28 protein-coding genes are annotated in these 25,790 nt (G+C 66.9%); 26 read left to right on the top strand and 2 right to left on the bottom strand.

Annotated elements, in window-relative coordinates:
- Positions 1–9: 9 nt before the first annotated feature.
- The 17 genes from lepB to gloA all read left to right on the top strand — a co-directional run bounded on the left by lepB (position 10) and on the right by gloA (position 15,859).
- Positions 10–828 (top strand): signal peptidase I, encoded by an 819-nt coding sequence (gene lepB, locus ACQY4K_RS04535; protein ID WP_428393792.1) that lies wholly within the window; start codon positions 10–12, stop codon positions 826–828.
- A complete protein-coding gene (gene rnc, locus ACQY4K_RS04530) occupies positions 816–1,514 on the top strand; it encodes a ribonuclease III (RefSeq protein WP_428393790.1) in 699 nt (232 codons plus the stop codon). Before lepB ends, rnc begins: the two co-directional genes overlap by 13 nt.
- On the top strand, positions 1,511–2,422 hold the full coding sequence (gene era / locus ACQY4K_RS04525; RefSeq protein ID WP_428393788.1) for a GTPase Era: 912 nt from the start codon (positions 1,511–1,513) through the stop codon (positions 2,420–2,422). The genes rnc and era overlap by 4 nt, the downstream gene beginning before the upstream one ends.
- Complete coding sequence (locus ACQY4K_RS04520) at positions 2,409–3,251, top strand: sulfotransferase family protein (protein ID WP_428393786.1); 843 nt, start codon at positions 2,409–2,411, stop codon at positions 3,249–3,251. Before era ends, ACQY4K_RS04520 begins: the two co-directional genes overlap by 14 nt.
- A gap of 88 nt (positions 3,252–3,339) precedes the next feature.
- Positions 3,340–4,074: a UMP kinase gene (pyrH, locus tag ACQY4K_RS04515; RefSeq protein WP_428393784.1), complete on the top strand. Its 735-nt coding sequence runs from the start codon at positions 3,340–3,342 to the stop codon at positions 4,072–4,074.
- Between the two features lie 96 nt (positions 4,075–4,170).
- Positions 4,171–4,692: a ribosome recycling factor gene (gene frr / locus ACQY4K_RS04510; RefSeq protein WP_428395970.1), complete on the top strand. Its 522-nt coding sequence runs from the start codon at positions 4,171–4,173 to the stop codon at positions 4,690–4,692.
- Between the two features lie 151 nt (positions 4,693–4,843).
- Positions 4,844–5,518: a polyprenyl diphosphate synthase gene (gene uppS, locus ACQY4K_RS04505; RefSeq protein ID WP_428395968.1), complete on the top strand. Its 675-nt coding sequence runs from the start codon at positions 4,844–4,846 to the stop codon at positions 5,516–5,518.
- On the top strand, positions 5,457–6,422 hold the full coding sequence (locus ACQY4K_RS04500) for a phosphatidate cytidylyltransferase (protein WP_428393782.1): 966 nt from the start codon (positions 5,457–5,459) through the stop codon (positions 6,420–6,422). The genes uppS and ACQY4K_RS04500 overlap by 62 nt, the downstream gene beginning before the upstream one ends.
- Before the next feature lie 84 nt (positions 6,423–6,506).
- Entirely contained in the window at positions 6,507–7,679 is a 1,173-nt protein-coding gene (dxr, locus tag ACQY4K_RS04495; protein WP_428393780.1) for a 1-deoxy-D-xylulose-5-phosphate reductoisomerase, read from the top strand.
- 16 nt (positions 7,680–7,695) lie between these two features.
- Complete coding sequence (rseP, locus tag ACQY4K_RS04490) at positions 7,696–8,811, top strand: RIP metalloprotease RseP (protein ID WP_428393778.1); 1,116 nt, start codon at positions 7,696–7,698, stop codon at positions 8,809–8,811.
- A gap of 73 nt (positions 8,812–8,884) precedes the next feature.
- Positions 8,885–11,269 (top strand): outer membrane protein assembly factor BamA, encoded by a 2,385-nt coding sequence (gene bamA / locus ACQY4K_RS04485; RefSeq protein ID WP_428393776.1) that lies wholly within the window; start codon positions 8,885–8,887, stop codon positions 11,267–11,269.
- 8 nt (positions 11,270–11,277) lie between these two features.
- Complete coding sequence (locus ACQY4K_RS04480) at positions 11,278–12,183, top strand: OmpH family outer membrane protein (protein WP_428395967.1); 906 nt, start codon at positions 11,278–11,280, stop codon at positions 12,181–12,183.
- Between the two features lie 4 nt (positions 12,184–12,187).
- Positions 12,188–13,252: a UDP-3-O-(3-hydroxymyristoyl)glucosamine N-acyltransferase gene (lpxD, locus tag ACQY4K_RS04475; protein ID WP_428393774.1), complete on the top strand. Its 1,065-nt coding sequence runs from the start codon at positions 12,188–12,190 to the stop codon at positions 13,250–13,252.
- 32 nt (positions 13,253–13,284) lie between these two features.
- A complete protein-coding gene (gene fabZ / locus ACQY4K_RS04470; RefSeq protein ID WP_428393772.1) occupies positions 13,285–13,803 on the top strand; it encodes a 3-hydroxyacyl-ACP dehydratase FabZ in 519 nt (172 codons plus the stop codon).
- 5 nt (positions 13,804–13,808) lie between these two features.
- Positions 13,809–14,636: an acyl-ACP--UDP-N-acetylglucosamine O-acyltransferase gene (lpxA, locus tag ACQY4K_RS04465; RefSeq protein WP_428393770.1), complete on the top strand. Its 828-nt coding sequence runs from the start codon at positions 13,809–13,811 to the stop codon at positions 14,634–14,636.
- The gene (locus ACQY4K_RS04460) at positions 14,637–15,470 is read left to right on the top strand and encodes an LpxI family protein (protein WP_428393768.1); all 834 of its coding nucleotides are present in this window, start codon (positions 14,637–14,639) and stop codon (positions 15,468–15,470) included.
- Complete coding sequence (gloA, locus tag ACQY4K_RS04455; protein WP_428393766.1) at positions 15,467–15,859, top strand: lactoylglutathione lyase; 393 nt, start codon at positions 15,467–15,469, stop codon at positions 15,857–15,859. The genes ACQY4K_RS04460 and gloA overlap by 4 nt, the downstream gene beginning before the upstream one ends.
- A 123-nt stretch (positions 15,860–15,982) precedes the next feature.
- Here the strand turns inward: gloA and ACQY4K_RS04450 are convergent, their stop codons facing one another.
- The gene (locus ACQY4K_RS04450; RefSeq protein WP_428393764.1) at positions 15,983–16,213 is read right to left on the bottom strand and encodes a hypothetical protein; all 231 of its coding nucleotides are present in this window, start codon (positions 16,211–16,213) and stop codon (positions 15,983–15,985) included.
- A gap of 102 nt (positions 16,214–16,315) precedes the next feature.
- Between ACQY4K_RS04450 and rpmH the strand changes: the two genes are divergently transcribed.
- Genes rpmH through ftsY form a run of 9 tightly spaced genes read left to right on the top strand, consistent with a single transcriptional unit; the run spans position 16,316 to position 23,442 of the window.
- Positions 16,316–16,450 carry a 50S ribosomal protein L34 gene (gene rpmH / locus ACQY4K_RS04445; RefSeq protein WP_428393762.1) on the top strand — a complete coding sequence of 45 codons (135 nt, stop codon included), beginning with the start codon at positions 16,316–16,318 and terminating at the stop codon, positions 16,448–16,450.
- 10 nt (positions 16,451–16,460) lie between these two features.
- Positions 16,461–16,802, top strand: a complete 342-nt coding sequence (gene rnpA / locus ACQY4K_RS04440) for a ribonuclease P protein component (protein WP_428393760.1) — start codon at positions 16,461–16,463, stop codon at positions 16,800–16,802.
- The gene (gene yidD, locus ACQY4K_RS04435) at positions 16,802–17,047 is read left to right on the top strand and encodes a membrane protein insertion efficiency factor YidD (protein WP_428393758.1); all 246 of its coding nucleotides are present in this window, start codon (positions 16,802–16,804) and stop codon (positions 17,045–17,047) included. The genes rnpA and yidD overlap by 1 nt, the downstream gene beginning before the upstream one ends.
- On the top strand, positions 17,047–18,840 hold the full coding sequence (gene yidC / locus ACQY4K_RS04430) for a membrane protein insertase YidC (protein WP_428393756.1): 1,794 nt from the start codon (positions 17,047–17,049) through the stop codon (positions 18,838–18,840). The genes yidD and yidC overlap by 1 nt, the downstream gene beginning before the upstream one ends.
- Positions 18,765–19,508, top strand: a complete 744-nt coding sequence (gene yihA / locus ACQY4K_RS04425) for a ribosome biogenesis GTP-binding protein YihA/YsxC (protein WP_428393754.1) — start codon at positions 18,765–18,767, stop codon at positions 19,506–19,508. Before yidC ends, yihA begins: the two co-directional genes overlap by 76 nt.
- Before the next feature lie 16 nt (positions 19,509–19,524).
- Positions 19,525–20,433 (top strand): acetylglutamate kinase, encoded by a 909-nt coding sequence (gene argB, locus ACQY4K_RS04420; protein ID WP_428393752.1) that lies wholly within the window; start codon positions 19,525–19,527, stop codon positions 20,431–20,433.
- Positions 20,434–20,437: 4 nt separating this feature from the next.
- Positions 20,438–21,244 carry a diaminopimelate epimerase gene (gene dapF, locus ACQY4K_RS04415; RefSeq protein ID WP_428393750.1) on the top strand — a complete coding sequence of 269 codons (807 nt, stop codon included), beginning with the start codon at positions 20,438–20,440 and terminating at the stop codon, positions 21,242–21,244.
- Entirely contained in the window at positions 21,241–22,482 is a 1,242-nt protein-coding gene (mtaB, locus tag ACQY4K_RS04410) for a tRNA (N(6)-L-threonylcarbamoyladenosine(37)-C(2))-methylthiotransferase MtaB (RefSeq protein ID WP_428393748.1), read from the top strand. Before dapF ends, mtaB begins: the two co-directional genes overlap by 4 nt.
- Positions 22,483–23,442 carry a signal recognition particle-docking protein FtsY gene (gene ftsY, locus ACQY4K_RS04405; RefSeq protein WP_428393746.1) on the top strand — a complete coding sequence of 320 codons (960 nt, stop codon included), beginning with the start codon at positions 22,483–22,485 and terminating at the stop codon, positions 23,440–23,442. It begins immediately after the preceding gene.
- A 17-nt stretch (positions 23,443–23,459) separates the two neighbouring features.
- Here ftsY and katG read toward each other — a convergent pair whose 3' ends face one another.
- Entirely contained in the window at positions 23,460–25,745 is a 2,286-nt protein-coding gene (gene katG / locus ACQY4K_RS04400; RefSeq protein WP_428393744.1) for a catalase/peroxidase HPI, read from the bottom strand.
- Between the last annotated feature and the right edge of the window lie 45 nt (positions 25,746–25,790).

Genomic DNA, 25,790 nt, shown 5'->3' with positions numbered 1-25,790 from the left:
CATGATCTGATGAGCGCAGGCAAGTCCACAAACGGCGAGAAGGCGGCAAACGCCGCACACGGCCGCAAGCAGACCCGCTCAGGTGCGTGGGAGTTGCTGCGCACGCTGGTCTATGCCGGCCTGATTGCGGTGTTCGTCAGGACTTTCCTGTTTGAATCCTTCAACATCCCCTCGGGATCGATGATCCCGACCCTGCTCGTCGGCGATTACCTGTTTGTCTCGAAATACGCCTACGGCTACTCCCGCTTCTCAATGCCGTTGGCACCCGACCTGTTCGAGGGGCGCATCCTCTATCACCGACCGCATCGCGGCGACGTGGCGGTGTTCCGCTTCACCCAGGATACCTCGATCGACTACATCAAACGCATCGTCGGGCTGCCTGGCGATCATGTGCGGATGCAAGGCGGCCAGCTCTACATCAACGGCACCGAGGTGCCGCGCACCCCGCTCGGCGACTATATCGCCGATGACGAGAACGGCGATCACCGGGCCGGCCGGCTGTATCGGGAAAGCCTGCCCGGCAGCGGCGGCCACAAGCCGGTGCGACACCTCATCCTCAAGCAGACCAGCCAGGGGCAATACAACAACACGCCCGACTACATGGTGCCCGCCGGCTACTTCTTTGCCATGGGCGACAACCGCGATGACAGTGCCGACAGCCGCTTCATGGGCACCGAGCCCGACGATCTCGGCTTCGTGCCGATCCAGAACCTGGTGGGCCGCGCCGACTTCATATTCTTCTCCATCGACGAGCGCGATCCGATCTGGGCGTTCTGGGACTGGCCGGCGGAAATCCGCTGGGGGCGTATCCTGCATTGGGTCCACTAGAGCAGCTGGCGCGCGCGCGGATCGAGGCGCTGCTTGGCGAGCCGTTCAAGCGGCCGGCGTTGCTGGCCGAGGCGCTGACCCACCGTTCGGCGGCGCATGAGCGGCAGAAGGGCGCGCGCGGCGGTGGCTCGAACGAGCGGCTGGAGTTCATCGGCGACCGGGTTCTGGGACTGCTGATGGCGGAATGGCTGATCGAGCGGTTCCCCAACGAACAGGAAGGCGCGCTGGGTCCGCGTCATGCGTATCTGGTGTCGCGACCGGTGCTGGCCCGCGTCGCCGGCGAGATCGGCCTGGCCGCGGCCCTCGACGTCGCCCCGCACGAGGCGCGGGCCGGGATACGCGAGGTCGCCAACGTGCTCGCCGATGCCGTCGAGGCGGTGTTGGGGGCGGCCTATCTCGATGGCGGGCTGGAAGCGCCGCGACGCTTCGTACGCGCGGCCTGGGACGAGGCGATGCTGGGGCAGACGCTGCCGCCGAAGGATCCGAAGACGGCGCTGCAGGAGTGGCTGCTTGGCCGCGGCCTGGCGCTGCCGGTCTATAAGGTGGTCTCCGCCGAGGGTCCGTCGCATGCGCCGCGCTTCGCCATCGAGGTCGGTGCGCGCGGCTGCGTCGGTGCCGGCATGGCCGGCAGCAAGCGCGCGGCAGAGAGTGCGGCCGCCGCCGACCTGTTGCGGCAGTTGCAATGAGCACCACCCGTTGCGGCTTCGTCGCCATCGTCGGTGCCGCAAACGCCGGCAAATCGACGCTGTTGAACAAGCTGGCCGGCGCCAAGCTGTCGATCGTCAGCCCGAAGGCGCAGACCACGCGGTTTCGCGTCATCGGGGTGCTGATGCGCGATGCTGGCCTCGATGCTCGAACCCAGATCCTGCTGGTCGATACGCCGGGGATTTTCAAACCCAGGCGCAAGCTCGACCGTGCCATGGTGGCGGCCGCCTGGGCCGGTTCCGAGGACGCCGACCTGACCGTCGTGCTGGTCGATGCGCGCAGCGGGGTGACGGAGAGCGTGCGGACGATCGCATCGCGTCTCGCCGGCCGTGGACGCCTGATCTGGCTGGTGCTCAACAAGATCGATCTGATCCCGCGCGCGCGTTTGCTGCCGCTGACCGCCGAACTGAGCGGTCTGTTCGCCGCCGAGCGCACCCTGATGGTCAGCGCGCGCACCGGCGAGGGGCTGGGCGACCTGCTCGATGGGCTGGCCGCTGCATTGCCGCCGGGGCCGTTCCTGTATCCCGAGGACGACCTCACCGATCTGCCGGACCGGCTGCTGGCGGCAGAGATGGTGCGCGAACAGATCTTCCTGCAGACGCACGAGGAGGTGCCCTACGCCGCCACCGTGGAGACCGAGAGCTTCCGCGAGCAGCCGGACGGCTCGGTGCGCATCGAGGCCACCATCTATGTGGCGCGGGCCAGCCACAAGGCGATCCTGATTGGCGAGAAGGGGTCGCGCATACGCATGATCGGCGAACGCGCGCGCCACGGCCTCGCCGCCCTGCTGGAGCGGCCGTGCCATCTGTTCCTCAACGTCAAGGAACGCGCCGGTTGGGACGAGGAACGCGCCCGCCTGCGCGCGATCGGCCTGGATGACCAGAATTAGCGGGACCGCGCGACGGATCCACTGCATCTCGGGCCTGCCGCGCTCCGGCTCGACGCTGCTGGCGTCGCTGCTGCGGCAGAACCCCCGCCTGCGCGCCGAAATGAGCAGTCCGGTCGCGGTGCTGTGCGAACGCGTGCTGCCGGTGATGGGGCAGGGCGAGTACGCGACATGTTTTGACGACAATCAGCGCCGGCGTATCCTTCTCGGACTATTTGAACATTATTACGCGGCCGTCCCTACGGGGATCACCCTGTTCGACACCAACCGCGTCTGGTGCGCGCGGATGCGCCTCGTCGCCGACCTGCATCCGGGCGCTTGCGTGATCGCCTGCGTGCGCGATCCGGTCTGGATCCTGGACTCCTTCGAGCGGCTGCTGCGGCGCAACACCTACCTGGTGTCCAAGCTGCATGGGTTGGCGCATTCGGTCACCGTGTTCGACCGCGTCGAGCAGCTGATGTCGGCGCAGGGTGCGTTCGGCGCGGCCTGGAACGCCCTGCAGGACGCCTATTTCGGCGAGCATGCGCACCGGCTGATCCTGATCGATTACGACGAGCTGACGGCGCAGCCCTTAGAGGTGCTGACGCGGCTGTACAAACGGCTGGGCCTCGCGCCCTTCGCGCATGATCTGGGGAATGTCGGCTATGATGGCGGCCACGCCTTCGACGCGGCGTTGAACACGCCCGGTCTGCACGCGGTGCGCGACCGGGTGGAGCGGCTGCACCGGCGCACCATCCTGCCGCCGCAGATCGTCCGCCGGCTCGCCGGCACGACGTTCTGGCGCGATCCCAAGCAGAACCCGGGTGGCGCCCTGGTCATCGCACCGGGCTGAGCGGGTCTGCGACATGACACGGCGCTTGTGAGCCTGCTCGCCTTGGGGATATGAGAGGCGCGGCAAACCGGGTGGGGCGAGCATTGTCATGACCGGCGCTTCGGCGGGAAACCTCTACAAACGGGTGCTTCTCAAGGTGTCCGGAGAGGCGCTGATGGGTGGCGGCGAGTATGGCCTCGATCCCGCGACGCTGAGCGCAATCGCCGCCGACATCCGCGACGTGTTCGAACTCGGCGCCGAAATCTGTCTGGTGATCGGCGGCGGCAACATCTTTCGCGGCATCGCCGCGGCTGCGAAGGGCATGGATCGCGCCCAGGGCGACTATGCCGGCATGCTGGCCACCGTGATCAATGCGCTGGCAATGCAGAACGCGCTGGAGCGGATCGGTGTGCCGACGCGGGTGATGTCGGCAATCCCGATGTCGAGTGTGGCCGAACCCTATATACGCAGGCGTGCGGTGCGCCACATGGAAAAGGGTCGGCTGGTGATCTTCGCGGCCGGCACCGGCAACCCGTTCTTCACCACCGACACCGCCGCCGCCCTGCGCGCCGCCGAGATGGACTGCGACGCATTGTTCAAGGGCACCCAGGTCGACGGCGTCTATTCCGCCGATCCACGCAAGCATGCGGACGCGGTGCGCCATGACGAGCTCTCCTATCTCGACGTGCTGTCGCGCGACCTGAACGTGATGGATGCCTCGGCGATTAGCCTGGCGCGGGAGAACCGACTGCCGATCATCGTCTTCAACATACACGCGCCCGGCGCCTTCGCCCAGGTGATGCGCGGGCACGGGCCGTTCACCCGCATTGTCGAGCGCCAATAGCCAGTAGCTTACAGAAGGTACACACAACACGAAGCCGAACGGGAGGCCCTCTTGGCCGCAGACTTGACCATCCTCAAGGAAGACCTGACGCGACGCATGGACGCCGCACTCGAGACGCTGCGTCGCGACTTCGCCGGCCTGCGCTCGGGCCGGGCCAGTCCCGCCTTGCTCGAACCGGTGCGGGTCGAGGCCTATGGCGGCGAGATGCCGATCACCCAGGTCGGCACTATCGCCGTGCCGGAGAGCCGGATGATCACCGTGCAGGTCTGGGACCGCACCCTGGTGGGGGCGGTGGAGCGCGCGATCATGGGCGCCGGCCTCGGGCTCAATCCGTCCTCGGACGGGCAGATCGTGCGGGTGCCGATCCCGCAGCTCACCACCGAACGACGCGTCGAGCTGGCGAAAGCCGCCGGGCGCTACGCCGAGAACGCCAAGATTGCCATACGCGGTGTCCGTCGCGACGGCATGGACCAGACCAAAAGCTTCGAGAAAAAGGGCGAGATCAGCGAGGACGACGTGGTCGACTGGTCGGCCGACATCCAGAAGCTGACCGACGCGTATGTGAAGCGGATCGACGAGAGCGCCGCCGATAAGGAACGCGAGATCAAGCAGGTCTGAGGCCTTGCCGCGCCAATTGAGTGGAGTCAAACGCCTGGACAGCCTTCCCGATGCCGCCGGCGAAAGCCCGGTTCTGCAACAGACGACGGAATGTGCCCCGAAAGGTCGCTCCAGCATTGGGCCGGTGGTGCCGTGTCATGTCGCGGTGATCATGGACGGCAACGGCCGCTGGGCGCAGGCGCGCCGGCTGCCGCGCGTCGCAGGCCACCGTGCCGGAGCAGGGGCGGTCCGCCGCTGCATCCAGGCGGCGATCGGCAGCGGCGTCGAGTGGCTCACCCTCTATGCGTTCTCCTCGGAGAACTGGCGTCGGCCGGTGCAGGAGGTCGGCGAACTCACCGGCCTGTTGCGGCACTATCTGCGACACGAGCTGGCGGAGCTGCACCGCGAAGGGGTGTGCCTACGGGTGATCGGCGAGCGCGAGCGCTTCGATGCCGAAATGCGCGCCGAGTTCGAGCGGGCCGAGCGGCTGACCGCGGGTAACACCCGGCTCAAGCTGATGATCGCGCTGTCTTATGGCGGCCGTTCCGATATCCTGCGCGCCTCACTGCGTCTGGCGGAGGCGGTGCGCGTAGGCGCGGTCGATCCCGAACGTCTCGACGAGGCGGGGTTCGCGCGGTTCCTCTCCACAGACGGCATTCCCGATCCGGACCTGATGGTGCGCACCAGCGGCGAATTCCGGCTGTCAAACTTCCTGCTCTGGCAGTCCGCCTATGCCGAGCTGGTGTTCCTCGACGTGCTCTGGCCGGATTTCGGCGCCACCCATTTTGCCGACGCGCTCGACCGCTACGCGCGACGCGACCGTCGCTTCGGTGCGCGCCCTGGCTGAGACCGCAGCACCGGCGAGCGCCTGGCGCGACCTGCGGGTGCGGCTGATTTCGGCGGCAGTGCTCGCACCGGTCGGGATCGCCTGCCTGGTCGATGGCGGCTGGCTGTTCGCCGGGGTGGTGCTGCTGGCGATGGCGTTGCTCGGCTGGGAATGGGCGGGGCTGGCGAGGGTCCCGCCGCGCTCGGTCGCGTGCGCATTGTTGCTGCTCTGGCCGGGTCTGGCGCTGCTGGTCGGCGTCAGCGCGGGCTGGCTCGCGGGCCTGCGGGTGCTGGTCTGCGGGCTAATACTTGGCCCGTTGCGCGGCGGCGGCATCGTGCTGATCGGATTGGGCGGCTTCGCTCTCGTCTGGCTGCGCGGTGTGGGTGACGGAGCCGCGGGGGGGGTTGTCCCGCTGCTGTTCGTCGTGCTGGTGGTGTGGGCGAGCGACAGTGCCGCCTATCTCATTGGCCGCGCCTTGGGCGGCCCCAAGCTGGCGCCGCGGATCTCGCCCGGCAAGACCCGGTCTGGGGCGGTCGGCGGTCTGCTCGGCGCGATGGTGACCGGTGCGCTGGTGGCGGGGTTGGCGAGCGGTGCCACCGCGGTCCCGGGCGGGTTGCTGTTCGCCGGCCTGCTCGGCATCGCCGCCCAGGCCGGCGACCTCGCCGAGAGTGCGCTGAAGCGGCAGTGCGGCTTCAAGGATTCCGGCCGGCTGATCCCCGGCCACGGCGGCTTGCTGGACCGGCTTGACGGTCTGCTCGTGGCAGGCCCGCTCGCGGCCCTGCTGTCGCTGAACGCCGGGCCGCTCGCGCCGTTCTGGACACTCGAGAACGCGCGTCCGCGGCCGCTCACCATGGGTGCGCATCATCCCGGCTCCGGCTGGCTCGAACATCTAGAGCACTTCCCGCGCCGCTTGGCGCGGGAGTAGTGCTCTAGGATACTGATAAGCGGGCAAATATATCCGATCAGGTGACTTCACCTGATCGGATTTTGCCCTAGGAGACAAGCAGCCATGAAGACCGTCGCCATCCTGGGATGCACCGGCAGCGTTGGCCGCAGCACCGTCGACCTTCTCGCACAGGTGCCGGACCGCTTTCAGGTCGAGGTACTGGTCGGCGGACGCAACGCGGAGCTGCTCGCCGAGCAGGCGCTGGCGTTGCGCGCCCGGCACGCGGTCATCGCCGATCCCGGTGGCCTCGAGGATTTGCGCGCCCGCCTCGGCGGCCATGGCGTCACCGCCGCTGCCGGCAGGCAGGCGGTGCTGGAGGCAGCGGCGCGTCCGGTCGACTGGACGATGTCGGCGATCACCGGTGCTGCCGGGCTCGCTCCTACTTTGGCCGCGATCAAGGGTGGCGGCGCCGTGGCGCTGGCCAACAAGGAGGCGCTGGTCTGCGCCGGCGACGTCATGCTGCGCGCGGTGCGCGATGCGGGTGCGACCCTGTTGCCGGTCGATTCCGAGCACAACGCGATCTTCCAGGCGATGGCCGACCGTCAGTACGACGAGGTCGACAGCATCACTTTGACCGCCTCGGGGGGGCCGTTCCGAACCGCCAGCATCGAGGAGATGGAGCAGGCGGCACCCGAGGCGGCGCTGGCGCATCCGGTCTGGTCCATGGGGGCCAAGATCAGCATCGATTCCGCCAGCATGTTCAACAAGGGGCTGGAGGTGATCGAGGCGGCGCGGCTGTTCGGGCTGGCGGAGTCACAAATCGACGTGCTGGTGCATCCGCAATCGGTGGTGCACGGCATGGTGCATTACAGCGATGGCAGCGTGCTGGCACAGCTCGGCGCGCCCGACATGCGAATCCCGATCGCGCATACGCTGGCCTGGCCGCAGCGCATACGAACCAACGCGCCGCGGCTCGACCTGGCCGCCCTGGGACGCCTGGACTTCGAGCCCCCCGATCCTGTGCGTTTTCCGGCGCTGCGGCTGGCGCGCGCGGCGCTGCGCGCGGGCGGCGCCGCACCGGCGATCCTCTCGGCGGCCAACGAGGTCGCGGTGGCGATCTTCCTTGCGCGCGGGCTCGGGTTTCTCGACATCGCCCGGCTGGTCGAGGCCGTGCTGGTGGAGATCGGACCGCAGCGTGCGGAGACGCTCGATGCCGTGCTGCACTGGGATGCCGAAGCCCGCCGCGTTGCCCATATGCACGGCACGGCTCTCGGCGCCACCCGGCACGCGGCCTGATAGGAATTCCGGCCTTATGCTCGCCCATTTGCTGCGCACGCCGCTTGCCTTTGCCCTGGTGCTCGGGGTGCTGGTGTTCATCCACGAGCTCGGCCACTACCTCGCGGCGCGCTGGCGCGGGGTGCATGTCGAGATCTTCTCGATCGGCTTCGGCCGGCCGCTGCTGCGTTGGCACGACCGGGTTGGCACCGAGTGGCGCGTCTGCATTTTGCCGCTCGGCGGCTACGTCAAGCCGCACGGCTTCGAGGGACCCGAGGAGGCGACGCCGGAAGCGCGTGCCGCCTGGCAGTCCGGACGCACCTTCCACGACAAAAGCGTGGGGTCGCGGGCGATCGTCATCCTCGCCGGTCCGGTGTTCAACTTCCTGCTCGCCATGGTGCTGTTTACAGTCCTGTTCGCCACGGCCGGACAGCCCAGCACGGCACCAATCGAGAGCATGAAGCCGGTGATCGCCCAGGTCGTTCCCGGCGACTCCGCGGCAGCCGCCGGATTGCAGGCGCGTGACCAGATCCTGCAGATCAACGGCGAGTCGATGCCGACCATAAGCGCGGTCAAGCGCCGTGTCGGTGAGGCGCCCGGCCAGCAGATCCGCCTGCAAATCGAGCGCGACGGCAGGATTCAGGTGCTGCCCGTCACCATCGGCGGCCTCACCGGCAGTGGCCACGGTCTGATCGGGGTGTATTTTGCAAGTGCACCGGCCAAACGCCTCAGCCCCGGAGCGGCCATAATCGGCGGCATCGGCGAGACCTGGTCTGTCTCGGTGCAGACGCTCTCAGGCCTGTGGAAGATGCTCAGCGGTCACGCCAGCGTCGATCAGCTCGGAGGGCCGCTGCGAATCGCCCAGCTCTCCGGCCAGGTGGCGCAGCTCGGTGTCGCCAGCCTGGTCAGCTTCATCGCGCTGCTCTCGATCAATCTCGGCCTGATCAACCTGTTTCCGATCCCGATCCTCGATGGCGGGCGGCTGGTATTCTACGCCTTCGAGGCGCTGCGCGGGCGACCGCTATCGCGACAGGTGCAGGAATACGGCTTTCGCGCCGGCTTTGCCCTGATCGCCTGCCTGTTTGCGTTCGTGACCTTCAACGACCTGTCGCATCTCGGCTTGTTTCAGTGGGTGGCGAAGCTGGTCGGGTAGCTTGCGCAGGCACGCGCATTTCGGCTAGCTGCGCCGCGGACGGCACAACGTCCAGTTGGGGGGATGGCACGTCTTGTACGGTAAACGTTCTGCGCTGCTCGCCTCCGTCTGCCTACCGTTTCTGCTGGACGGCACCGCCTTCGGCCAGTCCACCAAGGCCCACCCGCGGCAGGCCAGCCAGACTGGACACACAAGCCAGGCTGGGGCCGGCGGCACCATCCAGGCGATCGACGTCACCGGCAACCAGCGTATCGAGACCAGTACGGTGCTGTCGTATCTGCTGGTGCGTCCGGGCGATCCGTTCAACCAGGACGAGCTCGACCGGTCGCTCAAGACGCTCTACGCCACCGGGCTGTTCCGCGATGTCAGTCTGCAGCGCCGCGGCTCGACCCTGGTCGTGCACCTCGCCGAGAACCCGATCGTCAATCGTATCGTTTACGAGGGCAACCACGAGGTCAAGGATGACGATCTGCGCAAGGCGGTGAGCTTGCGTCCGCGTGCCGTGTATACGCCCGAAGCGGCAGCGCGCGACCGCCAGAACATCCTCGACGTCTATGCCGCCAAGGGCCGCTACGATGCCTCGGTGACGCCACAGATCGTGCGACTTTCGCACAACCGGGTGGACGTCGTGTTTTCCATCAACGAGGGCACGCTGACCCTGATCCAGCGGATCAGCTTCGTCGGCAACAAGGCCTTCTCGCAGGCCCGTCTGGCGCAGGTTATCACGTCGAAGGAGACCGCCTGGTACCGGTTCTTTTCCAATGCCGACGAATACAACCCCGAGCGGGTGCGCTACGACCGCGAACTGCTGCGCCGCTTCTATCTGCGCAACGGCTATGTCGATTTCCAGGTATCGGACTCAACCGCGGAGATCTCCCCGGACCGCAAGTCGTTCTACATCACCTTCACCATCTCGGAGGGACCGCGCTACCGTATCGGCTCGCTCGATGTGAAGTCCGCGCTGCGTCATGTGAGCGGTGCCAGCCTGCTGCCGCAGATCAAGTCGCTGGACCATAAATGGTACGATGGCGACGAGGTGCAGCGCCTGTCCGAGGCGATGCAGGACAACCTGCAGGCCACCGGCCATCCGTTCGCCGAGGTGCATCCGCAAATCGCCCGTAATCCCGCCAAGCACAGGCTTGACCTGTTGTTCGACGTGAGCGAGGGGCCGCGCGTCTATGTCGAACGCATTGACATCAACGGCAACACCATCACCCGGGACAATGTCATCCGGCGCCAGTTCAACATGGCCGAGGGCGACCCGTTCACGCCGATCCAGCAGCGCCGCGCCAAGCAGTCGCTCGAGGATCTCGGCTTCTTCAACACCGTCACCGTGGATACGGCGCCTGGCTCGACGCCCGACAAGATCCGGGTCAATGCCGATGTCTCTGAAAAGCCCACCGGCTCGCTCACCCTGGGCGGCGGCTATTCGACGGATGCCGGTATTCTCGGCAATGCCGGCATCAGCCAGAAGAACCTGGTCGGCACCGGCATCGATGCCAGCCTGCAGGGCACGCTCGCGCAATATGCCAACCAAGTCGATCTCTCGCTGACCGATCCGTATTTCCTCGGCCGCAACCTGGTCGCGGGCATCGACATCTTCAGCATTCAGCAGAACAACAACAACATCTCGAACTACTACGAGACCCGCACCGGCTTCACCGGCAGGGTCGGCTACGCCTACAACCGCTACCTCTCGCAATCGTGGAACTACTCGCTCAGCGACCGCAATGTCGGCAGCATCAACACCGCGGCCAGCCTCTACATTCAGGCTGAATCCGGCAACTCGCTGCTGTCCCAGGTTGGCACCACCTTGGCCTATGACCGGCGCGACAGCCGGTTGCAGCCGCATACGGGCTATATCGTGCGGGTCGGCGGCGATGTGGCGGGGCTCGGCGGCAACGAGAAATACATCCGCGGCAAGCTCGACACCGCCTACTACATTCCGCTCGACCGCTTCTTCAACAATCACGACTGGACCCTGGCGCTGACCGCCGGCACCGGCTACATCGCCGATTACGGCGGCGGCCGGCAGGACATCGTCGACAACTTCTATCTCGGCGGCGACAATCTGCGCGGCTTCCTCGATGGCGGCGTGGGTCCGCATTCGGTGCCGACCAACACCTATCCCGCGAGCGACGCACTCGGCGGCCGCTTTATCTACACCCAGTCCACCACACTCAATTTCCCGCTGCCGCTGGGCCCGGATCTCGGGCTTTCCGGCCGATACTTCGTCGATGTCGGCGGCCTCGAAGGCGAGCGCGTGATCCGCAACTTCCCACCCTCGACCGGTCAGCATATCGCCGGCAACAATCTCGCACCGCGAATCAGCACCGGTGTCGGCGTCTCCTGGAAGAGTCCCTTCGGGCTGATCAATGTCGATCTCGGCGTCCCGATCGCCAAACAAAAATACGATCAGACGCAGGTCTTCCGCTTCGGCTTCGGCTCGAATTTCTGAGGGTAATGATGTCTCGCTCCCAAGGCCTCTCAACGGTTCCTGCGATTGCGTTTGCCTCCCTGGCGCTGTGCGTCGCGGCTGGGGCGCACGCCCAGAGCAATTCGCAGCATTCGGGGTCCGGCTGGTTTGTGCCGAAGACGCATGAGTCCGCACCCGAGGCGGTGCGCCGGCAATCGCCGTCGAGCGCGCCGATCACGGATCCCGCGGCGGACCGCGCTGATGCTCAAGGTGGGGATGCCCAAGGCGGTAGTCAGGAAGCGCCACGCACGCCGCCGGTGCTGCCCTTGCCGCCGATCCCGGCACTCACCGCAATCAAGAAAGGCGAGGCGCCGCCGGGGGCGGTGATCGGGGTGCTCAGCGTCCAGGATGTGATGCGCGCCTCGACCGCGGCCCAGGAGGTGCAGCGCGTGCTCGGCGCGCGTCGCGATGCGCTCAATGCCGACGCGCAGAAGGAGCAGGCGAGCTGGCGTGAAATCCAACAGCAGATCCAGAACTCCAAGGGCAGCCCGGAAAAGCTGCAGGCACGCGAGCGTGCGTTGCAGCAGCGCGTGCTCAAGGCACAACGCGATTTTCGCAACCGTAACCGCATCCTGCAGGAAGCCGCCCAGGTGTCGCTCGGCCAGGTCGAGCGCGAGCTGGTGCAGGTCATCCGCCAGGTCGCGGCAGCGCGCGGCATGAACCTCGTGCTGCACCGCGAGCAGGTGGCGCTGAACGTCAACGGCTTCGACATTACCCAGCAGGTTACCGCTCAGCTCAATGCGTCGCTGAGTTCGGTGTTCATCCCCGGCGACGGGGTCGACCCCGAGCAGCTTGCGAAATCCGGAGCCTTTCCCACAACCGCCAATCCGGGTCCGCAGCCGTCCGAGCCGCCCGTGGAGCAAGCCAGCGCCAACGCGTCCGCGCCAAAGCACTGAAGCGGTGAGCGGGACGGGCGACAGGCGCTTCTTCGGCAGCACAGGGCCATATTCCGCGGCCGAGCTTGCGGACCTGGTCGGCGCGCGTCTGGTGCCTCCCGCGGGCGGAGGTCTGGTCCCTGACCTGCGCAAGGTCGCCCCCTTGCAGTCGGCATCGAGCGACGAAATCAGCTTTCTCGACAACCGGCGCTATCTCGCTTTGCTTGCCGCCACCAGGGCAGGCGCGGTGATCGTCGCACCCGCCTTTGCCGCAAGCGTGCCGCGGGCGGCGGCGGCCCTGGTCATCGCCCAGCCCTATCTCGCCTGGGCGCGGATCGCAGCCCTCTTCCACCCGGCCCCGGCCATCGAGCCTGGCGTGCACGCCACCGCCGTCATCGAGGCCGGCGCCGCGGTGCATCCGACTGCCCAGATCGGCGCCTTCGCGGTGATCGGCAGCGGTGCCTCGGTGGGTGCAAACTCGCGCGTCGATCCGCATGCGGTGATCGGCGCCGGTGTCTGCATCGGCGCGCAATGCCGGATCGGCGCCCATGTCAGCGTCAGCCACGCCGTGCTCGGCGACCGCGTGACAGTGTATCCGGGTGCACGCATCGGCCAGGACGGCTTCGGCTTCGCGGTGTCCGACGACGGCTTTGTCAGTGTGCCACAGCTCGGCCGGGTGCTGATCGGCGACGATGTCGAGATCGGCGCCAATACCACGGTCGATCGCGGTTCGGCCCAGGATACCGTCATCGGCGCCGGCTCGCGCCTCGACAACCTGGTGCAGATCGCGCACAACGTGAAGCTTGGTCGATGCTGTATTGTGTGCGGACAAGCCGGCATCGCGGGATCTACGGAGCTCGAGGATTTTGTGACGCTTGCATCTCAGGCTGGGCTGATTGGCCACATCCGGATTGGGCGCAAGGCCCGAGTCGGCGCGCAGGCAGGGGTCATGTCGGATGTGCAGGCAGGCGCGGATGTAATCGGCAGCCCGGCCATGGCATTTCGCGAATTCTTCCGCAATGTTGCGACACTCCGACGCTTGTCACGTCAGGCAAAGGCTGGGGAACGCGACGGAAGCGGAAGCGCTTAGCCCGGACGCGGCATGGAGTTAGGTTAGCGTCTATGGACGGAACGACACAGAATGACGCAGGGGACGGGACGGTCTCGGCCGAGCGGACCCTTGCGGCGGAAATAGGCGGCCGCATCGAGCGGATCGACGTGCTGCGGATCATGGCGGCGATCCCGCATCGCTACCCATTCCTGATGATCGACCGCATGGTGGACATCGTGCCGAACGAGTCAGCGGTCGGCATCAAGAACGTGACCTTCAACGAACCGCACTTCCAGGGCCATTTCCCCGGGACCCCGGTCATGCCCGGCGTGCTGATCATCGAGGCGATGGCGCAGACCGCGGCAGCCCTGGTGGTGCTGACCCTGGGCGACCAGGCAGAAGGCAAGCTGGTCTATTTCATGACCATCGAGAATGCCAAGTTCCGCCGGCCGGTGGTGCCGGGCGACCAGTTGCGTATCCATGTCGAGAAGGAGCGCAATCGCGGCAATGTCTGGAAGTTCCGCGCCGTGGCCCGGGTCGAGGAGGTCTCGGTGGCGGAGGCCACCTATAGCGCGATGATCATGCGCTGAACCCCATGCGGAACGAAATCCATCCCCAAGCCATCGTCTCCGACGGCGCGGTGATCGGACGCGGGGTGCGGATCGGGCCATGGTGCAGCGTCGGTCCCGAGGTGCGTATCGGCGACAACACCACGCTGATCTCCCACGTCGTCGTCGATGGCCGCACCACGATCGGCGAGGGGGCCCAGCTCTATCCGTTCTGCACCGTCGGCCTGGCGCCGCAGGACCTGAAATATCGTGGCGAGGCAACGCTTTGCGAGGTCGGCGCGCGTACCGTGATTCGCGAGAACGTCACCATCCATCGCGGCACCGCCGGCGGCATTGGCATCACCCGCGTCGGACAGGACTGTCTGCTGATGGCCAACGCCCACGTCGCGCACGACTGCCTGATCGGCGACGGCGTGATCCTGGTGAACAACGTGGTCATGGGCGGCCATGTCGAGATCGGCGATCATGCCCGGATCATGGGTGCGGCGGCCCTGCACCAGTTCGTGCGCATCGGACGCGCGGCGATGGTCGGCGGCGTCTGCGGCGTCGAGGCGGACGTGATCCCCTATGGCAGCGTCATGGGCAACCGGGCACGGCTGGTCGGGCTGCATTGGGTCTGGCTGCGGCGTAACGGCGCCGCCCTGGCCGACCTCCAGCGCCTGCGCCAGGCGTTTGCAATCCTCTATCCGCGCGATCCCGAGTCGGAGGTCTTCGAGCAGCGCCTCGCTTGCGTGCGCAGGGACTTCGCCGATGACCCTCGGGTCGCGGAAATCCTCGCCTTCATCGACGGCCCCAGCAAGCGCGGCCTGGTGCGTATCGCCCGGCGCGGCACTGAGGAGGCCGAAGGAGGCTGAGTGCCAACGCTGGGTATCCTCGCGGGCGGCGGCCCGCTGCCCGGCGACGTCGCCCGCGCCGCCCTGGCGGCGGGACGCGAGGTTTTCATCGTAGCCTTCCAGGATTTCGCCGAGAGCCACGTCGTGGCGCCGTTCGCGCACGAAGTCATCCGCCTTGCCGCCGCCGGGCAGATCCTCGCGGCACTGCGCCGGCACGGCTGTCGCGAGCTGGTGCTGATCGGTCCGGTGCGCCGGCCGTCATTGCGCGATCTCCGCCCCGACGCCGAAGGTGCGCGTATCCTGGCGCGAGTCGGACGATCGCTGTTCGGCGGCGATGACGGGCTGCTGGGCGCCCTGGTCCGCGTGCTCGGCGAGGAGGGCTTCGTGGTGCGCGGCGCCGACGAGTTTCTCGCGGGTTCGCTGGCGGCTCCCGGGGTGCTCGCCGGCATCGCCCCGGATGCCCTGGCGCATGCCGACATCCGGCGCGGGATCGCGGTGGTGCGGGCTTTGGGCGCGCTCGATGTCGGCCAGGGCTGCGTGGTCCAGGACGGGCTGGTGCTGGCGGTGGAAGCCCTGGAAGGCACCGACCGGATGCTGCAACGGGCCGCTTCGCTGCGCCAGCCGGGACCCGGCGGGGTGCTGGTCAAGCTGGTCAAGCCGGCCCAGGAGCGGCGCGCCGACCTGCCGACGATCGGGCCGCGCACGCTCGAGTCCGCAGCCGCGGCAGGCTTGCGCGGGGTCGCCGTCGAGGCGGGCGGCACCTTGCTCACCGACCCCGCGCAATGCCGTGCAACCGCGGACCGCCTGGGCCTGTTCCTATACGGTATCGAGCCTGCCAAGGAGGACGCACAATGAGCACCAGCTACCTGCACACCATGGTCCGGGTGAAGAACATCGACCGCAGCGTCGCGTTCTACGGGCTGCTCGGCATGCGCGAATTGCGCCGCACCGAGGTGCCGGCGGGGGAATATACCCTGGCCTTCGTCGGCTTTGACGACAACGCGCACGGCCAGGCCGAAATCGAGCTGACCTATAATTGGGGTCAGGACAGCGGCTACGAAATCGGCACCGGCTTCGGGCATTTCGCCGTCGGCGTCCCGGACGTGGCAGCCGCCTGCGAGAAGGTGCGCACCGGCGGCGGCAAGGTGACCCGCGAAGCGGGCCCGGTGAAGCACGGCACGACGGTCATCGCCTTTGTCGAGGATCCGGATGGCTATAAGATCGAGCTGATTGAGCGTCGGTAGGAAGTAAGACCAAAGGCTCCGCCTCTGGACTCCGCCAAAGGCTTAGCCTTTGGAATCCTTTAGTTTCCCAGAATGGGGGTTTGGGGCCTCCAGGCCCCAACGGGTCCAGGGCAGAGCCCTGGCCTAAGTCTTCCTCGCCAACGCCGCCTCCGCGCGCTCGATGGTGCTGATGATAGCGGCGGCGGTGCGTTGGGCGATGGGGTCGTCGCTCATCGACAGCCGGTCGGCGAGCAGCAGGGTGGGGGAGAGAATGCCGCGCAGATCGTGCCGCAGGCGGGAGACCTCCCGTTCCGCGGCCTCGGCGCGACCGTGGAGTTGGTCGATGAGGGCCTGGTCCTCTGCGCTGCGGGTCATCGGGAGGGCTCCTTCTGGCGAGTTGACGTGGCGGTGTCGGCGCGACTATAAGCCGCCGCTCTGTGCGGCAAAGCTCCGCTCACTGTTCTGGAGAGTGTCGACGTGAAGCGCACCTATCAACCATCAAAGCTGGTCCGCAAGCGCCGCCATGGCTTTCGGGCCCGCATGGCGACTGTTGGCGGCCGTCGGGTTCTTGCAAACCGCCGGGCCAAGGGCCGCAAGCGCCTCTCGGCCTGATCGGAGTTCGATGGTCGGGGCCGCGATCCGCCTCAAGCGCCGGGCCGAATTTCTCCGTGTTGCGTCCGGCGGCCGCAAGGCGGCGATGCCGGGTTTGGTGCTGCAGACGCTTGATCGCAACGATGCAGCACCCGTGCGTGTTGGCTTCACCGTGACGAAGAAGGTTGGCAACGCGGTGGTCCGCAACCGCGCCAAGCGCCGGTTGCGAGAGGTCGCGCGTCTGCTGTTGCGCGAGCGGCCATTGTCCGGGGTGGATCTCGTGCTGATCGGACGCGCCGGCACTGGCGGGCGTGACTTTCGCGCGCTGATCGACGATTTCAGTCGCGCCTTGCGCAAGACAGGGGTCGGTTAATGCGCCGGTTGCTGGTGCTTGCGGTGCGGCTGTATCAGGCGCTGCTCAGGCCGGTGCTCGGCCCAAACTGTCGTTTCACACCCTCATGCAGCGATTATGCCATGGAAGCCATCGATCGGCACGGGGCGGCGCGGGGTTCGGCACTTGCCATGTGGCGCGTGTTACGCTGCAACCCTTGGTGCGAAGGCGGCCACGATCCGGTTCCCGCTTGTTCTCCTCCTCTTGAAAGCCCGGCTGCGCGCTGATGGACAATAAACGCCTCATCCTTGCTGTGGCCCTCTCGGTGTTGATCCTGCTTGGCTTCGAGCTGATCATGCCCAAGCTGAACCACCAGCAGGTTCGCCAGCAGGCCAGCCAGGCGACGCAGGCGACACCGCCGTTGCAGGCGCCCAAGCCGGTGATCGACACTGGCTCGAACGGCTCCTCGCCGGTGGCGGTGCCGTCGCCGCGCTCGCAGGCAAAACCCGACGCGCGGCTGCCGATCGAGGCGGCGCGGGTCAAGGGCAGCCTCGATCTCACCGGCGCCAAGCTCGACGACCTGGTGCTGCGCGACTACCGCGAGACCTTGAATGCGAACTCGCCGCTGGTGCGCGTGCTCGAGCCCGGCTCGGACCCGCAGCCGAACAAGGTGCAGCTCGGCTGGAGCGCGCCGCCGGGCAGCGACATTAAGCTGCCCGACAGCACTACCCGTTGGACCGCCGACGGCCGCGCGCTCAGTGCTGATCAGCCGGTGACCCTGTCATGGAACAACGGCGCCGGCCTCACCTTCCAGCTGGTGTTTTCGGTCGACCGCGACTTCATGTTCGCGGTGACGCAGCGCGTGCAAAACGCCACCGGCAAGCCGGTTTCGCTGTATCCCTGGTCGCGGGTCAGCCGCTCCTATACGCCGGAGGTGACTGGCGGCTACCTGGTGCATGAGGGGCCGATCGCGGTGATCAACGGCCATCTCGAAGAGCGATCCTACAAGAGCCTGGAGAAGGATTCCGCGGCCAACGGCGGCGTGGCCTGGAGCGCCGAGCAGCCCTCCGGCACCCAGCATGGTTGGGCCGGGATCACTGACAAATACTGGCTTACCGCGATCATCCCGCCGGCGGCCACGGTGCAGACCGGCAGCTATCGCTACGTGCCGAACAGCGGTGCGGGTACCTACCAGATCGACTTTATCGCCGCCAGTCCGACAGTGATTGCGCCCGGTGCGTCGAGCTCCAGCGTCACCCACGTTTTCGCGGGTGCGAAGGAGGTACATCTGCTCGACGGCTACATGGACCGGCTGCACATCACCGACTTCTGGAAGGCGGTGGATTTCGGCTGGTTCGCGTTCCTGACCAAGCCGATCTTCTTCGTGCTCGACTGGCTGAACAACCGGCTCGGCAATTTTGGCCTTGCACTGTTGGCCTTCACCCTGCTGGTCAAGACCTTGTTCTTCCCGCTGGCGACCAAGTCGTTCCGGTCGATGAGCAAGATGAAGCTGCTCTCGCCCAAGATGACGGCCGTGCGCGAGCGGTTCAAGGACGACCCGATGCAGATGAACAAGGAGATGATGGCGCTCTACAAGACCGAGGGCGTCAACCCGGCGAGCGGCTGCCTGCCGATGCTGGTGCAGATCCCGGTGTTCTGGTGCCTCTACAAGGATCTCTACGTCACCATCGAGATGCGCCAAGCGCCGTTCTTTGGCTGGATACGCGACCTCTCGGTGCCGGATCCGACCAATATCTTCAACCTGTTCGGAGCGCTGCCGTTCGATCCGACGGCGATCAGCCCGATGCTGCATCTGGGCATCTGGCCGATCGTGCTGGGGGCTACGATGTTCATGCAGCAGCGCATGAACCCGCCGCCACCCGACCCGACCCAGGCCAAATTGTTCCAGATCATGCCGGTGATCTTCACCTTCGTGCTGGCCCGCCAGCCGGCTGGCTTGGTGATCTATTACTGCTGGAACAATACGCTGACGGTGGCCCAGCAATGGCTGATCATGCGCAGCACGAAGCTGGGCGGCGGTGTGGGCGGCAAGCGCGCGGCACGGCCGGTGCGAAGCTGAGCGAGGACTCCACCCAGGCGGAGCTGGACGTCGAGCCCAAGGCGGAGCCGGACTTGGAAAGTGGCCGGCTGCTGTTCGCGCGGCCTTGCCGGTTCTTCTACGCCGCACAACGGCTCGACCAGCTTCCCACCCCCGATCTGCCGGAGATCGCGTTCGCCGGGCGCTCCAATGTCGGCAAGTCGACGCTGATCAATGCACTCACCGGCCATACCGCGCTGGCGCGCGCCTCCTCGCAGCCGGGTCGCACCAAGCAGCTCAACTTCTTCAGCCTCGACGACCGGCTGGGACTGGTCGACATGCCCGGCTACGGCTACGCGCAGGCCGCGCGGGCGGTGAAGGAGGACTGGCAGGGGCTGATGTTCGACTTCCTGCGCGGGCGGCCCACCTTGCGCCGCGTGTTGCTGTTGATGGACAGCCGCATCGAGGCCAAGGCGAGCGACGAGGCGGCGATGCGGCTGTTCGACCGGGCAGCGGTGATCTTCCAGCTCGTATTGACCAAGTCGGACGCGCTGCGCCCCGCCGCACTCGCGGCCAAGCAGGCGGCGACGCTCGCGCTGGGCCGCCGGCATGCGGCTGCACATCCGGAGGTAATAACGACCAGCAGCCAGACCGGCGCCGGCATTGCCGAACTGCGCGCCACCCTGGCAAAACTGGCAACTCCCGCGTGATGACAGGAGCCACACGATGAGCAGCCTGAGCGAGGACGCGCTTGACGCCGCCCATGCCCAGGCGGCGACCCTGGCCAGCGCGCTGCCCTACCTGCGCCGCTACGCCGGCGACACCATCGTCATCAAGTATGGCGGCCATGCGATGGGCGATCCGGCGCTGTCGGAGGCCTTCAGCCGCGATATTGCGCTGCTCAAGCTGGTCGGCGTGAACCCGGTGGTGGTGCATGGCGGCGGCCCGCAGATCAACACCATGCTCGATCGGCTGGCGATCAAGTCGAGCTTCGTCGAGGGGCTGCGTGTCACCGATGCGGCGATGGTCGAGATCATCGAAATGGTCCTGTGCGGATCGGTCAACAAGCAGGTGACGGAGCTGATCAACCGCGCCGGCGCGATGGCGGTCGGCATCTCCGGCAAGGATGGCGGGCTGATCCGTGCGAGCAAGCTGCGACGCACCATTCGCGACCCCAACAGCCATATCGAACGGGCACTCGATCTGGGTTTCGTCGGCCAGCCCGACCATGTCGACACACGCCTGCTCTACGCGCTGTCCGGCTCCGGCCTGGTGCCGGTGATCGCGCCGGTGGGGGCGGGTGCCAACGGCGAGACCTTCAACATCAACGCCGATACCGCAGCCGGCGCCATCGCCGGGGCGCTGGGGGCGACGCGGCTGCTAATGCTTACCGACGTGCCCGGCGTGCTGGACGCGGACAAGCGCCTGATCGAGGAACTGACCGACGCGGACGCGCGCGCCGGCATCGCCAGCGGCATGATCTCCGGCGGCATGATCCCCAAGGTCGAGACCTGCCTTGAGGCGGTGCGTTCGGGAGCCAAGGCGGCGGTGATCCTGGACGGCAGGGTTCCGCATGCCTGCCTGCTGGAGTTGTTCACCGCGGCAGGTCCGGGAACCCTGATCAGGGCGACGTAGGTCCATGCAGATACGCTTCACCAAGATGCAGGCCGCGGGCAACGATTTCGTCCTGCTCGACGAGCGCGCGGGCGGCCTCGGGCTGGAGCCGTCGCATATCGTCCGGATCGCCGACCGCAGGCGCGGCATCGGCTGCGACCAGGTAATCCTGTTGCAGGCGTTTGAAGGGTCGGATGCGTTCCTGCGCTTTTTCAACAATAACGGCGGCGAGTCCGGCGCCTGCGGCAACGGCAGCCGCTGCGCTGGCGCCCTGATTGCCGGCGAGACCGGCCGCGATCACGTGCGGCTGCGCAGCGTGGCGGGGCCGCTGCCAGCGGAACGGCTCGCCGGCGATTGCGTGCGTGTCGATCTCGGGCCGCCGGGTCTGGGCTGGCGCGATATCCCGCTGGCGTGGGAGATGGATACGCTGCGTCTCGATCTCGCCGGCGATCCGGCCGCCTGCTCGATGGGCAATCCGCACGCGACCTCCTTCGTGGCCGATCTCGACAGTGTCGACGTGGCGCGCGCGGGGCCGGCGCTGGAGGCCGACGCGCTGTTCGTCGAGCGGGCGAATATTGGCTTTGCGGAAATCCTCACGACGTCGCGCATGCGTCTGGCGGTCTGGGAGCGTGGCGCCGGCCTTACTCCAGCCTGCGGCTCCGGGGCCTGTGCGGCGCTGGTCAATGCGCATCGGCGCGGGCTCGTCGGGCGCGCCTGTACCATCGAGATGCCGGGCGGCGTGTTGCATGTGAGCTGGCGCGAGGACGGACACGTGCTGCTGTCCGGGCCGACATCGATCGCCTTCGTCGGCAGCATGCGGCTGGAGCCATGAACGCGCCGGAGGTTCTGACCTTCGGCTGTCGGCTGAACCAGTTCGAGAGCGAGGTGATGGCTGGGCACGCGGCGGACTCGGGCGTCGATCTCGTCATCGTCAATACCTGCGCGGTGACCAAGGAGGCCGAGCGGCAGGCACGCCAGGCGATCGGGCGGGTGCGGCGCGCGCGGCCGGACACGCGGATCGTGGTCACCGGGTGCGCAGCACAGATCGACCCCCAACGATGGAGCGCGCTTGCGGGAGTCTCGCGGGTGATCGGCAATAACGAGAAGCTGCGTGCGGAGAGCTGGACCCCGCTTGCGCTGGATTCGGGTGACGCCGTCTCGGACATCATGCAGGACCGCGCGAGCGCAGCACCCATGGTGGCCGGGTTCACCGCTCGTGCGCGCGCCTTTGTCGCGGTCCAGCATGGCTGCGATCATCGCTGCAGCTTTTGCGTCATCCCCTTCGGCCGCGGGCCGAGCCGTTCGATGCCGGCCGGCGCCATCGTCGAGCAGGTGCGCGTTCTGGTGCGCGCCGGCTACCGGGAGGTGGTGCTGACCGGGGTCGATCTCACCTCCTATGGCGCGGACCTGCCGGGCCGCCCGCGCTTGGGGCAACTCGCGCGCCGGCTGCTGGCCTGTGCGCCAGAGCTTGCCAGGCTGCGGCTGTCGTCGCTCGACCCGATGGAGATCGACGAGGAACTCTGGGCGCTGCTGGCGGACGAGCCACGCCTGATGCCGCATCTGCATCTCTCTCTGCAGGCGGGCTCGGACCTGATCCTCAAGCGCATGAAGCGACGCCACCTGGCGGCCGACGCCTCCTCGGTGATCGCGCGGGCGCGTCGAGCGCGGCCCGGAGTCGCCATCGGCGCCGATCTGATCGCAGGGTTTCCGACCGAGAGCGACGCCTTGTTCGAGGAGACGCGCGCGTTCGTGCGCACGCACGCATTGCCTTATCTGCACGTGTTCCCCTACAGCGCCCGCGCTGGCACGCCGGCCGCGCGCATGCCGCAGGTGCCGATGGCGGTGCGCCGGGCGCGTGCGCGCACCCTGCGCCGGGAGGGAGAGGCGGCGGCCGCGAGCTTTCATGCCGCGATGCTTGGTGAGACCATCAGCGTGCTGCTGGAGGGCGCGTCGATGGGGCATTCGGCGCACTTCTCACCGGTGCGCGGTGAGTTGGGCGAACGCGGCGAGATCGTGCGCGCGCGGGTCACGCAATCCGACCACGCCGGATTGCTGGCGGAGAGGGTCTGAATGGCATTGGGGTTCTTCAGCCGGCTCAAGGAGGGGTTATCCCGCAGCACGCAAAAGCTCGGCGGCATCGGCGCCGCATTCAGCCGGCGAAGGCTGGATGACGCAGCTCTCGAGGAGCTTGAAGAGCTGCTGATCGCGGCCGACCTTGGCCCCGCCTTGGCCGAGCGCGTCATCGACGAATTCCGCCGCACCCGCTTCGGCAGGGAGGTCACCGACGAGGAGGTGCGCATCGCGCTGTCGGCCGAAATCGCCCGCGTGCTGACCCCAGTCGCCATCCCCTTCGTGCCGGATGTGTCGCTCAAGCCGCATGTGGTGCTGGTGGTCGGCGTTAACGGCACCGGCAAGACCACCACCATCGGCAAGATGGCGCTGCAGCATGGCCGCGAGGGGTTACGAACGGTGCTGGTGGCTGGCGACACGTTCCGCGCCGCGGCGGTCGAGCAGTTGCAGATCTGGGGAGAGCGGGTGGGTGCCCCGGTGATCGCGGGACCTCCGAACGCCGATGCGGCGGGCCTGGCCTACGAGGCTTTCGTCAAGGCGCGCGAGGAGGGGGCGGACCTGCTGCTGATCGACACCGCCGGCCGCCTGCACAATAAGGGCGCCTTGATGGAGGAGCTCGCCAAGATCATCCGCGTGCTGCGCAAGTTCGACGCATCGGCGCCGCACTCGGTACTGCTGGTGCTGGACGCCACCACCGGACAGAACGCCATCGAGCAGGTGCGTGTGTTCAAGGAGATGGTCAACGTCACCGGCCTCGTGGTCACCAAGCTCGACGGCAGCGCGCGCGGCGGCATCGTGGTGGCGCTGGCGGAGGCGTTCGCCCTGCCGATGCACGCCGTTGGCGTGGGCGAGCGCGCCGAGGATCTTCGTCCGTTCCTGGCCGAGGATTTCGCCCGCGGCCTGGTCGGCGACAGCGTGCGTTTGCAGCGGCCCGCGGACGGCACCTCGACGATCGCGTAGGTGCCGTCCGCCGGTTGTTAAGCGACGTGCTTTTTCGCAGCGACGTCGAAGCGGTCGAGCATCATCACCTTGTGCCAGGCCGCGACAAAGTCGTGGACCAGCCGCTTGTGACCATCGTCGGCGCCATACACTTCCGCGACCTGGCGCAGTTGCGCGTTTGAGCCGAAGATCAGGTCACAGCGGGTCGCGGTGAACTTCACCTCATCAGTGTCCCGGCTATTGAGCGTGAAAATCATCGCGTCCTCGTCCGCCTTCTTCCACACCAGGTCAGTACTGGTCAGGTTGACGAAGAAGTCGTTGCTCAGCACACCGGGCCGGTCGGTGAACACGCCGTGCCTCGATCCGTCCCAATTGATGTCGAGCACACGCAGGCCGCCGACGAGCGCGGTCCATTCGGGCGCCGACAAGGTCAGCAACTGAGCACGGTCAAGGAAGATATGCTCCGGGGGCACGTTGAAGCGTATCCGGTCGTTATGATAGTTCCTGAAACCGTCCGAAACGGGCTGCAACCAGTTGAACTGCACCACGTCCGTCAATTCCTGCGTGGTATCCATCCGGCCCGGCGTGAACGGGACCGTCACCTCGACACCGCCATCCCTGGCTGCCTTCTCGACCGCAGCACAGCCGCCGAGAACGATGAGGTCGGCGAGCGAGATTTTCTTGCCGCCCGCCTGCACGCTGTTGAAATCGTCCTTGATGCCGGTGAGGACGGCGACGACCGTCTCGACCTGTGCAGGATTGTTCACGGCCCAATCCTTTTGCGGCGCGAGCGCGATGCGGCCACCATTGGCACCGCCGCGCTTGTCGGAATGCCGATGCGTAGAGGCCGCACCCCAAGCCACGCCGACGAGTGCGGAAGCCGTCAGGCCGCTGCCGAGAATGCGCGCCTTAAGGGACGCGATATCGGACTCGTTGGCGACCGGATGGTCGAGAGCCGGGACCGGATCCTGCCAAATGAGGTCCTCGGCCGCCACTTCCGGCCCGAGATAACGCACCTTCGGACCCATGTCGCGATGCGTGAGCTTGTACCAGGCACGGGCGAACTCATTGGAGAAGTCATCAAAGTCCGCGAGAAATCGTTCGCAGACCGCGCGGTAGGCCGGATCCTCCTTCAGGGCGATGTCCGAAGTCATCATCATCAGCGGATTCATCACACCCGGCTTGTGCGCGTCGGGGGTCTTTGGTGCCGAGGGGTCGATCGGCGTCCATTGTATGGAACCCGACGGGCTCTCGGTCTTCTGCCACTCGAACCTGAACAGGTTCTCAAGATAGGCATTGTCCCATTGCGTCGGATTGGGCGTCCAGGAGCCCTCGATGCCGTTCGTCATGGTGTATTCGGCAAATCCCGTGCCGTCAGGATTGTGCCAGCCGAGACCCATCGCCTCGATCGGCGCACCCTCCGGTGCCGGACCGATCTTGCCGGCGTCGACCATGCCGTGGCTCTTGCCGAACGCATGACCGCCGGCGATGAGGGCGACGGTCTCGACGTCGTTCATCGCCATGCGTGCGAACGACTCTCGAATGTCGCGGGCGGAATCGAGCGGCTTGCCGCTGCCATTCGGGCCCTCGGGATTGACATAGATCAGCGCCTGATGCGTGGCGGCGAGCGGATTCTCGAGATCGTAGTGCGGCTCGTCGGGATTGCCTTCCCAGCGCTTGTCGCGATTGACCATCCTGAGCGGGTCGGCGGCACCGTTCTCGGGCTCCCAGCCTTCCGGCCCCCAGTAGGTGCCGCGGTCCGCCTCCCAGGCGTCGACGCGACCACCGCCATAGCCGAACGTCTTGAAGCCCATGATCTCGAGTGCGCAATTCCCCGTGAGGATCAACAGATCGGCCCAGGAGAGCGCTGCGCCATACTTCTTCTTAATCGGCCAGAGCAGACGGCGCGACTTGTCGGTGTTGCCGTTGTCCCACCAGGAGTTGATCGGTGCGAATCGCTGCATCGCTTGCCCCGCGCCGCCGCGGCCATCGGCAATGCGATAGGTGCCGGCAGAGTGCCAGGCCATACGGATCATCTGCGGTCCGTAATTGCCGTAATCGGACGGCCACCAGGCGACGGAGGATTGCAGGAAGCCCTTGATGTCGTTCTTGACCTCGGCCAGGTCGAGCCTGTTGAACGCTTCGGCGTAGTTGAAGCTGTAGCCGAGGGGATTGGCGACAGTGGGATTCTGGTGAAGCAGTTCGACCTTCAGCCGGTTCGGCCACCAATGGTCGAGTTGCGGCTCGGAGCCCAGGGCGCCGCCGATGCGCGTCCCGCGGAACGGGCACTCGCTTTGGTTTTCAAGGTTGGTGTTGAAATCCATTGCCGTATTCCTTTGTGTTCGCTCGCTGAGCGGTTTTCCGCTGGC

The organism is Lichenicoccus sp. (assembly GCF_965276875.1).
Classification (GTDB): Bacteria; Pseudomonadota; Alphaproteobacteria; order Acetobacterales; family Acetobacteraceae; genus Lichenicoccus.
The sequence above is the reverse complement of the archived record's forward strand: the minus strand, read 5'-3'. Positions and strand labels throughout refer to the sequence as shown.